Raw genomic sequence first — 7,351 nt, forward strand, 5'->3', positions numbered from 1 at the left:
GGAATTTTTTTCTTCTTTCTCCATTCATGGAGAGGCTTTATACCTTTATTTTTCGGTAAGAGGTAAGAGGGAAGAGAGAAGAAGGAAGATGTGGGGAGAAATAATACAAAAAATTCAACACTCCTTGAGATGATGATTTTTCCTCAAAATTGATCCGCGAAAAGACTTGACTACCATAATTATATAGCTATCAAATGGGTTCTATACATTAGTTAATTCTTTAGGAGTCAGGAGTCAGGAGTCAAAAGGGGAGAGAATTACAAAGATTGAGTAGTTATGACGATTGGAGAATTTTTTTCTCTCCAATCAAGCGGATTTGATATAATCCAAGAACTATTAGATATTTCTAGAAAAGAGGGAACAGGAAACAATAATTGATTTTATTTTTTATTCCTTGGAGAGGTCTATTTAAAACAGTTTTCCTAACCATTGCACACTGACAATAAACAAAATTATAAAACCAATAGATGCTATTAGTCCTATCATATCTATCTTATAATCTGAAAGCTTTGCTTGACCAGAAGCCATCAACCTAGGTATCCTTAACAAATCAACCAGTATTAGTCGCCCCGATGTCTGGCGATCGCTCTCATCAACATATACTACGTCATCATCCAACTCTTCCAAATCATCTTCATGGAATCCCCTATCGCGCAGCTTATACTCAAAACCCAACGGTGTATCCAAACGTGCATAATACTCAGCAACAGCACGCTGATTATGCTGTTTCGTCAAATAAGATACTACTATCATTACCAGAATACCTGGAATCAGATATAACGGGTAGCTTATTTCTATCGGTAGAAACACACCTTTACCCGAAGATATAGCCAGTTCATATCCAATAGCACTGTAACCTTTCTGCATTAACTCCACTACATATCCGATACCCCATGGCAGAGAGGCTAATCCATCAACAAGTTCTATCTTTTGTACAATGTAAAATAGCGGAAACATTGTCAAAACAGATGAAATAGCTCCCCAATTAGTAAGCCTACGCCAGAATATAGAGAAAAATACCGCCACACCACACAGACTTCCTAAAGGCTCAACCAGCGTTATATAATCAATCAAATTTCTGTTCGCAGAAGCTCCAATACAAGCTAAAACCATCACCAACATTGCAAAAATCTGAGTGACAATCAAATAATGTTTAGCTGAAGCATTCTTAACCAAGTATTCTTTATAAAAGTTCTTTGTCAAAATACCTGATAAACCAATCAGAACACTATCCAAGGAAGACATAACCGCACCGAGGACTGATGCTACTATCAGACCTTTTAAAACAACCGGTAGCAAATCTCCTGCTGCGTAGGGGAATACCTTATCTGGAGATACAGCTAGTATTTCATTACCACCATAAAGAGCAATGGCAAACAATCCGGTAAGCCCCCAACCCACAGTACAGAAACGTTTGATTAAACTGCCAATAACCGACAAACGTGCATACATCTCATTACGAGCAGTAAGTGAACCTCCCATGCTGACGAGTGGTGCCGACATCAGACTAGCTATTAGAAACCATATAACCCACCAAACACCAAATCCTTGTCCACCTTCTGTAGATATTAACTCTGTAAAGCGATCGCCAATTCCGGCATCTAATGCAGCAATACCGCCAGCTTTATTTATGGCAAAAGGTATCATCAGAAAAGAAAGAATTACTATCAGCACTCCCTGAAAAATATCTGTAGCGTATGCTGCTACAATGCCACCCATCAGTGTGTATATCAGTGTGGGAATCGCTATCACATAAATAGCTGCTGTTTCGCTAATCGCACCACCTGTCATTACTTCTATAACTATTGCAGCCGACTTCAGACCTAATCCCATTGATATTGGCCCAGCGAGAATAACTATTGTTTTGAAAATAACCCCCATTAAACGCCCGAATCGCAAGTTGAGCATATCAACAACAGTAACAACCCGAAGCCGGCGAGCAACCGGTGGATAAATCCAGAAAAAAGGTGTTAGAAGCATCCATGTCAGACTAAGCCACATTCCCGACATACCACCTTGAAAAGTAGCTGTAGCAACGCCCATCGGATGATTGGCACTGGTTCCGCCAGCAAAACCAGATCCTATCAGCATCCATAAACCGATTTTCCTTTTACCGAGCAAAAATTCTCCAGAATCTTTAATCCTGCCCATTGCCCAGATTGCTATCCCAAACATTACGATCGCGTAGATACCTACAACGACCCAATCCTGCCAGAGAAGTTCAATTACAGCTTGTGATTCAGATATTATACTCATAGTTAATGGGGGTGATAATTTTTTTGTGGTGATGACTGTGCAAAATGGTATTGCTCCAGAGGTTGAGATTTTGGGTCGTGGTTTAGATCCTGAGATTAGGGTAGGGGAGAGGATGATTTTGTTTGGTGAGGATAGAGTAATTTTCGGGAAGTAATCCAAAAATTATTAGTCCTATTGTTCGCCTGCGTAATACCAATTATCAAAAAAAAAGCTATATCCGGATGATTAGTTATTGTAACAGGACTTACGCATGAGGTAGGAAAAACTAGGATTTGAGATTGCTTCCCTGTCGGTCGCAATGACGGAAATACATTGTAGTGCGTAAGTCCTATGTAAGTCCGCAGCGACTGGAACGGAGTGGAAGGAAGCAATCTCGCGCCACCTCTGATTCTGATATAGAATCCGGTTATATAGTAGACATCTCGAGAAAAGAGGGAACAGGGAACAGGGAACAGGGAACAGGGAAGAATAATTGATGATTTATGGATAATAATTGATTTTACTTTTTATTTCTGGAGATGTCTAGTATATGTTTATAACTATACTTCAATATTCAATCTCCCCTACTCCCCCAACAACTCTAATAATTATTCAACCAGATTTGATATGAATCCTGACTCCTGACTCCTACCTACCAAAGATATGTAGCAAACATTTATCACGCTTGGTATTACCCCGTGAGATAGCGAAAATTTTACGCCTCTTTGGTAGAATTGTCAACTACATTTTTTATTGTATCTCCCTGCATTTCCAGATCCATTTCTGTCATAAGTTTGGCAATTCGTTTGGCAAAATAATATACTCGTTTCAAATACTCGATAAAATCTGATTCAAGGCCAAACGCAACCAAGCGATTCGGTTGGTCAGCAGTTAAACGCATAGCCAGATGAGTATGTGCTTGGCTAGCCAACTCGTTAATTTGGGGTTTCATTGCCACCACCTGAGCAGCTAACTGCGGATCGGAGGAAACTACTGATTTGAGCGCCTGGTCTACAGCAAAACAAACCTGCTCATGGAGAGACTTTAAAACCGTTTGGGTAGCATCACTAAACTGAAGCTCATGGTGTAGCCGATCGTTGCCAATTTCAACCACATTAGTCTCAATAGTATCCCCAATATTTTCAATATAGTTGGCAATCTTCAGGTACATAGACAAAAGGTCAGATTGTTGAGTCACTAAGGTTTCCAAACTCAACTGACTGAGGTAAGTTACGATCGCTCCATAAAGTCGATCGACCTCATCATCCATTGCTCGTAATGCTGCCACTTCATCACTGGTGCCACCCTCCACCACTTGCAGACAACCGCGCACCATCTTCAGGGCAATATTTCCCACTTGCCCTAACTCCAAACGAACCCGATCTAAAGCCAAGGTAGGAGTAGACAGCAACATCTTATCGAGGTATTTGGGTTGGCTTTGCCGAACTGCCGGAGATTTTGCAGGCACCAAATATTGTACCAACTTTGCCAATAACGGAGCAAACCCAATAAAAATCAAAGCATTGGCTACATTAAATAAAGTATGAGCATTAGCAATTTGGCGTGGGGTTTCCACTGCTAGCTTAGACATACCTTCGAGGGAAGATGAAACAGGTGTCAGCCAACGTACTGTATTCGCTAACTGATTAATCAACCCAACCCAAAGCAGAACACCCAAGATATTAAACAAAACATGAGCGATCGCTGCCTGAACAGCTTCTGAAGGTTTGCCAATCGTCGCCAACATCGCCGTAATACAAGTACCAATATTTGCACCAAACACCAGGGCAATTCCAGCTTCGAGATTCAATAAACCTTGACTTGCCAAAACAATCACCAAGCCAGTAGTAACAGCAGAACTTTGTACTAAAGCAGTAAACACCGTGGCAATGGTAATTCCCAGTAAAGGATTTTCTACTTGTTGCATCAAGCTAATAAAAGGTGGATAGGCTTGTAGGGGACTAGTGGCAATCTTCATTAACTCCATGCCATAAAACATCAGACCCAACCCCATCAACAGCAAACCATACTGACGAGAGTATCTTCGCTGGGAAATCAGTTGCAAGACAAAGCCAATGGCAAAAAGCAATAAGGCCGAGCGAGTAATTTTAAAGGCAATAATCTGAGCTGTGATGGTCGAGCCAATATTGGCCCCCATAATTACCCCTATTGATTGAGGCATGGTCATTAATCCGGCAGAAATAAAACCCACCAACAAAACCGTCGTCACTGAGGAGGATTGAAGCACTGCGGTGACAAATGCTCCAACCAGTAAACCATTCCAACGATTGGAGGTTAGTTTCGCGAGCATTCGCTTCATAGATTTGCCCGCCACTTGCTTTAAGGACTCGGTCATTTGTTCAAGTCCAAATAAGAAGAAGGCGAGCCCCCCACAGAGACCCACGGTAATTTGTCCGAATTCTAAAAGACTAATTGAGTTGGTTGGTGTCATTCTTGGTCATAGTTATTAGGTGTATGGTGAGCAATAGCAACATTCACATTAACTGTAACACTGCTCATGGGGTGACAAGCAAGCTAGTGCCGCTACGCGGAAGTTATAGCACTACGCAAATAGGGCGCGGACATTTCTAAATCCTGAAACCTTTTGATAGTCAAATGTTCCCTGTTAAGTGTTCCCTATTCCCGATTCAAGTAGCGCTATAAAAGTCAAAAATATTGGTTAGTAATACCAAATTCAAAAAATACAGTTACATCTTAAGCATGTGATTTATTCCTACAATAAAAAATGGCTTTGTTGCATGAATGTTGCGATAGGGTAGGAGTCAACCCACCCCCAACCCCTCCCAGGAGGGGAGCAGGAGGACCGAGGACCGAGGACCGAGGACTGAGTTAGAATTTAAGAAGTGATTTTTCTGTCTCGCATCAACCCAAAATTCGCTCCATACATAATCTCCCTAGAACGAAAACCTTGTACTTTTTCCAGAGCATTACAGCCTAAAACCTTTAGGAGTCAATGCTTTTAGATTTAATCGGCAGATAAATAACTATTGGACAATAGATGAAAAAAACATCAACACCGGGAAAACAAGCAATCATTACTTTTATGCAACAAAGCCATAAAAAATTATAAATTCCATGGAAAAAGATACGAAAAATGATTTCGGAGAGTGACTTTTACTTCTCCAGGACTTACGCAAATGTACTATATATAGAGTTCAAAAACGATAACGTTATGGTTTTTGACGCTATATATGTGGTCTCTGCGTAAATCCTATTCTATTACTTCTTTTAAATCAAGAGCAAGTTGATTTTCTGGAGATATTTAATAGACCTCTCCGGAAAAGAGGGAGTAAGGAGTAGTAGGGACGTTGCATGGAACGTCCCTACGAAGTAGGGGGAAAGAATTAATGATTTCTGCGTATGGGATTGATTTGATTATTAATTATCGGAGATGCCTAATAATTAATAATTATTAATTAAATAATTCAAGTTTAAAGTCTTCTCTTTCAAGGGAAAAAAAAGAATTTTTTTTCCTTAAGTGTTAATCCTCTTTCTTTTAGCTTTTAGAGAGTGAATGTACAAGCAAAGATTAAGACAGCGCTTAGTGGTTAATATTCGGTATGTTCGGTGGGTTACGGCTCTGAGTTAAGATTTTGGGGAGTGATTCATAGGTATTGCCGCCTAATGGGACTTACACAATTTATGGGCAGAAAAATGCTTGAAAGTCAGTCTAGACAAGGGAATTACGTCAAAGCTCTAAAAATGGCTAAAACCCTTGGTAATAAAGGAATTATACCTTTTCGACGTAAAAACCTCTAGCTGTCTATATTTGAGCCTATTTTTTGCTACTTTTTTGTGTAAGTCCCGCTAACCCACCCTACTAGACTGTTTCAGCTAAAATAGTACATTAGAATTGTCATTGCGAACGACAGTGAAGCAATCTCTAGACACTTTTCTATTGCAACATTTAAGATGAAACGGTCCACTACGCCTGGATTTAATATTCCTTTTACAAACAGTCTCTTAAGGAGAGGTAATTACTAATTATTAATTGCTGAACAATATATAACCTTAATTTTAAGAACCGTTTAACACTATTCTAAAACTGGTAGTAATCTGATAGGATAGAGTAAAATCAATAAATACGACTAATTCACCAAACCATGATTAGTAAAATAGCATTAGCTCTGGCTACATTACCCATTCTCATACTGAATAATTCAATGATTGCTAGTGCCTTTACTGCATCTATAATACCTGATATGCTGGTTCAAAAAGAGACATCAGAAAACCTAGCTGCTAAGGCATTATATTACACAGAAAATGCTTCGACATTCAACAACTATCGTGAATATTAAAAAGAATTTAACAAGGCTAAAAAATTAATTTTATCACTACCAAATTCTGAAGCAAAACAAAACTTAATTCGTGCATTAGCTATTCATATTGTTGTTGATTATTTATTTGATTGTAACCATAGTAACCTAGAATTTAAAAACAAAAAAGACTCTACTTTAAACGGACTCTCAGAAATTAGTAATATTTCACCTTTTGCAGCTAAAAAACTAAAGTATATAGAAGAAGGAATGGCAACTGATATTAGTTTCATAACAATACAGCCAAGATTAATACAAGACGCTATAAATTGGCGTAAATCTGTATTGCCCAAAATTTAGAACTTTGTATTTCAATTAGTCGTGAAAAATTCTATATAGTAATATGAAATAATTCGTGAAAAAAAGAGTGTAGGGGTTTGGTTTTCAAATCCCATTTTCTCTTAGTTTTGGAGACCAAACCCTTAAGACAAAATACTAAAATATATTTGGGAAAGTTGTATAAAACCCCTGAAGGTATCTCTAAAAACTTAGGCGATACAGCAAACATTTTCATTCTCTGAAGCTCCTAAAAAAATCGGCGCGTCAAAGGATTTTTGGTAGCATCCTCACAATTTTTGTGATATCATAAATGTTAACTGGGGTTACTTGCCTATACACATGATTTTTTATTCAACTAAATTTACCGATTGAGAGGCAATACCAGAAATATAGAGTTTTCCCCAATCAAATCTTTCCCTCCATCCCTACTTAGTGGAAAACCACCAACATTTTCATTCTCTGAAGCTCCTAAAAAAATCGGCGCGTCAAAGGATTTTTGG

General features: G+C 38.8%; 3 protein-coding genes. 1 reads left to right on the forward strand and 2 read right to left on the reverse strand.

The window, feature by feature from the left end:
* Nucleotides 1-408: 408 nt before the first annotated feature.
* The gene (locus ACP6PM_RS28480) at nt 409-2,415 is read right to left on the reverse strand and encodes a sodium:solute symporter family protein (protein WP_426590260.1); all 2,007 of its coding nucleotides are present in this window, start codon (nt 2,413-2,415) and stop codon (nt 409-411) included.
* Between the two features lie 535 nt (nt 2,416-2,950).
* The gene (locus ACP6PM_RS28485) at nt 2,951-4,687 is read right to left on the reverse strand and encodes a Na/Pi cotransporter family protein (protein WP_426590261.1); all 1,737 of its coding nucleotides are present in this window, start codon (nt 4,685-4,687) and stop codon (nt 2,951-2,953) included.
* Between the two features lie 1,672 nt (nt 4,688-6,359).
* On the opposite strand from ACP6PM_RS28485, the gene ACP6PM_RS28490 reads away from it, so the two are divergent.
* On the forward strand, nt 6,360-6,554 hold the full coding sequence (locus ACP6PM_RS28490) for a hypothetical protein (protein ID WP_426590262.1): 195 nt from the start codon (nt 6,360-6,362) through the stop codon (nt 6,552-6,554).
* Nucleotides 6,555-7,351 lie beyond the last annotated feature (797 nt).

Source organism: Dapis brunnea BLCC-M229 (assembly GCF_050015995.1).
In the GTDB taxonomy this organism is placed as follows: domain Bacteria; phylum Cyanobacteriota; class Cyanobacteriia; order Cyanobacteriales; family Microcoleaceae; genus Trichodesmium.